Source organism: Vibrio sp. 10N.222.46.A1 (assembly GCF_041473595.1).
Lineage (GTDB): Bacteria > Pseudomonadota > Gammaproteobacteria > Enterobacterales > Vibrionaceae > Vibrio > Vibrio tasmaniensis_A.
In genome coordinates this window covers 1-3,192 of record NZ_JBFRSN010000541.1, presented here as the reverse complement: position 1 = coordinate 3,192, position 3,192 = coordinate 1, and the positions used below count along the sequence as shown (strand labels likewise).

General features: G+C 43.0%; 3 protein-coding genes. 1 reads left to right on the top strand and 2 read right to left on the bottom strand.

What is annotated here, in order from left to right; translation table 11 throughout:
• Nucleotides 1–95 precede the first annotated feature (95 nt).
• The gene (locus AB4496_RS15445) at nucleotides 96–1,151 is read right to left on the bottom strand and encodes an efflux RND transporter periplasmic adaptor subunit (protein WP_032555044.1); all 1,056 of its coding nucleotides are present in this window, start codon (nucleotides 1,149–1,151) and stop codon (nucleotides 96–98) included.
• On the bottom strand, nucleotides 1,151–2,239 hold the full coding sequence (locus AB4496_RS15440) for an efflux RND transporter periplasmic adaptor subunit (protein ID WP_032555043.1): 1,089 nt from the start codon (nucleotides 2,237–2,239) through the stop codon (nucleotides 1,151–1,153). Before AB4496_RS15440 ends, AB4496_RS15445 begins: the two co-directional genes overlap by 1 nt.
• Nucleotides 2,240–2,388: 149 nt before the next feature.
• On the opposite strand from AB4496_RS15440, the gene AB4496_RS15435 reads away from it, so the two are divergent.
• Nucleotides 2,389–3,120 carry a TetR/AcrR family transcriptional regulator gene (locus AB4496_RS15435; protein ID WP_009845253.1) on the top strand — a complete coding sequence of 244 codons (732 nt, stop codon included), beginning with the start codon at nucleotides 2,389–2,391 and terminating at the stop codon, nucleotides 3,118–3,120.
• Nucleotides 3,121–3,192 lie beyond the last annotated feature (72 nt).

Below are 3,192 nucleotides of genomic sequence, written 5' to 3'. Positions count from 1 at the left end.
GGATAGGTTGCCAAAAGACGACACACCGCCAATGGCCAAAATGACTAGAAACAGCCAGCTGATTACTTTGTTTTTAATTGAATATTCTGCGATGTTCATTCTGCTTTTCCTGACAATTCGATTCCGTCACGGAGTTTTCTTAGATTCGAGTTTACGAGTCGATCACCTTGCTCAACACCATGAGCGATTAATGCGCCTTGGCCACTGATTTTGTCGACTTCTACTTCGCTTTTGAATGCTTGTCCGTCTTCCATTTTCCACACATAGAACTGATTAGCTTCAGAGCCCGCTTCTAGCGTTGTCATTGGTAACTGGTAACCTTGAACATCACTCAGACCCGCTTTCGCCATATCCACATTGACCGTAACGCTCGTGCCCGGCAGAATTTCACTTTCAGGCTGCTGCATCTGCATCCAAAACTCGTAGGTACGTGATTGTGGGTGCAATTCGCTAGTGTGCTCTAGATACGTCAAAGGATATTCCCCCGAGTGACCTCCAAAAGTTGCTTGGGGGCGGTAACTGCTCGAACGCATGTCTGGGCTGATCGACGCCAAAATAGAATCTGACACTTGAATTCGCACATACACCTTATCGTTCTGGTACACACTCAGGAGTGTTTCTCCAGGAGTCGTGTTTTCGAATCGTTGCTTATCGACGGTTGAAACTGTTCCTGAGAATGGCGCTAAAAGCTCTGTGTAACTTAACTTGCGTTTTGCTGCCGCCAAATTCGCCGATGCTAGTTTGTAGTTAGCCGTCAGTTGGTCGTGTTCTGATTGCGATAACATCTTGCTGCCAAACATCTCCGTACCACGGGCCAACTGTTTGCTCGCCAGTTTGAATTGAGATTTAGCATCAGTTAGATCTTGAAGGTACGTTGCGTTATCTAAGGTGGCTAATAACTGCCCTTTTTCGACTTTGTCACCGGCTTCCACCAATACTTGTTGAATTTCGCCTGCAAGCTTAAATGCCAACGGTGTAAGTTCTGCAGGCATCACCTGTCCATTAAAACTTCTGAACTGATCAGTCAGCGGCGCGCCAACGTCAAAGGTAGAAACCAATAAAGGCGGTTGTTCACGGTGTACAGCTTCATTGTTACAGGCTTGAAGTAACAAAACCGACGCGACAACAACTGATGATTTTAAAAGGTTCATTAAATACCCCCCTCACGAAGCCAAGCTTTTACTTGCTGTCCGTCAGATAACACATCCACACCGGCTTCAACGATAAGATCACCAGAAGAAAGACCTTCTATAACTTTACCTTGCTCATCAAGCAGGACTTGTACTTTAGAAATCGATCGAGAGTCTGGGTTATAGCGCCATAGCTCGCCATGGTCAGCTTGTTTGGTTAGCCAAGCTGAATCAACAATGCCAATACCGTAGTATGACTTACTCTTCTGAACTTCAACTTGCGCTGTCATTCCAGAAAGTAGATTGATGCCTACCGGCTTGTCGATAGATACAACCGCTTGGTAGCTGTTGGTGTCTTCATCTGGTTGTGTAGAGATCTCTTTAAAACGCGTTGGGATACGAATACCGCGGTGGCTATCCATTACAACCCACATGTTTGAGCTCGTTAGGTCTTGAATAGAACGGTCTTCAAGCTTAGATACCGGAATAGAGAACGTCACATCCATTTCACTGTGATTCAAAATATTAAGAACTGGCTGCTTTTCAGCAATTAACTGATATTGCTTACCAAACACCATCGATACCACGCCATCGAATGGAGCAACTAATGTGGTGTAACCAAGGTTTGTTTTTGCTTGTTCCAACTCAACGTCAGCGGCAGTAAAGGTGTTGACGGCTTGGTCGTAGTAATCGGTACTGACTAACTTTTTCGAATACAGCTCAGAAGCTTGCTTGTATTGACTGTTCGCCAAGTCAAATTTAGCTTGAGCTGCATCAACGGCAATACGGTAATCCGTCGCGTCTAATGCGGCTAGCACCTGACCTTTCTTAACTTCTTGTCCCATACGAACATCAAAAACTTCGATATCGCCACCCACTTGAAATGAAAGCGCAGCACGGTCGGTTGCATCCACTTTTGCGATAAAACTATCAAGCTCGATATCTGCCCGCAGAGGAATCTCAAATAACTTTACAGGCTTGATTACCTGCTCATTTTCCTCTGACTGAACTTTGTTACATCCAGTTAGAGAGCCGGCGAGCAATAGTGCGGCAATAACCACGCCCGTACGCTTGGTCGGTATCGCTTTGATAGACAAATTGGATTGCATGATGCTTCTCCATTTAATTATTATGATTTATTACACAGGTGGGCAGTATATTTATTATTAAAGAATTCTCAAGCTTTACTTTCCACCTGTGCAGTATTTTTTATTTCAAGGAAAACAGTGTAGAATGTGGTAATCAGGTAAATGTAGAAATGAAGATGACTGAAAAGAAACAAGGCAGAAGAAGCGCGAAAGACGCTGAAGAAACGAGATTTTTGATCATGGGTGTAGCTGCGGATATGTTCTGTGAGCATGGTTATGACAGTGTTTCTCTTCGTAACATCAGTGAGAAAGCAGGCGTATCTCATAGCCTTATTCGCCACCATTTTGGTAGCAAAGAGAAAATCTGGCATGCGATAAGTGATTGTTTACATGATTATTTTCAGTCATACATTGCTAAAATCGTAGAAGAGTTACCAAAAGGCGTCGCGCCAAATATTACTATCTATTTATTCAGTATGCGCCTCTTTAGCAACATGATTCACTCACGCAAACCGATGCAACTTATCACCGACTCTGTTCGCCAAAAAGACAACTTGGTCGATTACTTTATCGACAATGTTGGTGATATCGAAAAACAAATTAATATGTTGGCAGATGAATATAATGATGCGAATCCAGATAATTTGATCAACATTTATGAAATTAAATGGCAAATGATCATGTATGCGCACGGAGCGGTATGCCTTACTCCTTTCATGGAAAGCACATGGAATGAAGGCGACATGCAATCGACACCTGAAGAAGCATTGTTAAATCATTGGCAATTGTTCAACAAGCAAATGATCAGTACGTTCAATATCAGTGATGAATGGGTATTGAATACGAGTTCGATTGAAGAGCTTATTTATGAAGTCCCTTGTGTGTGGAAATGCGAACACTAGCAAAACAAACACTAAAATCGCGGCTTTAAGTTTCATGCTTAGTGCTTAGTGCTTAAAACGAAAACGAAAACG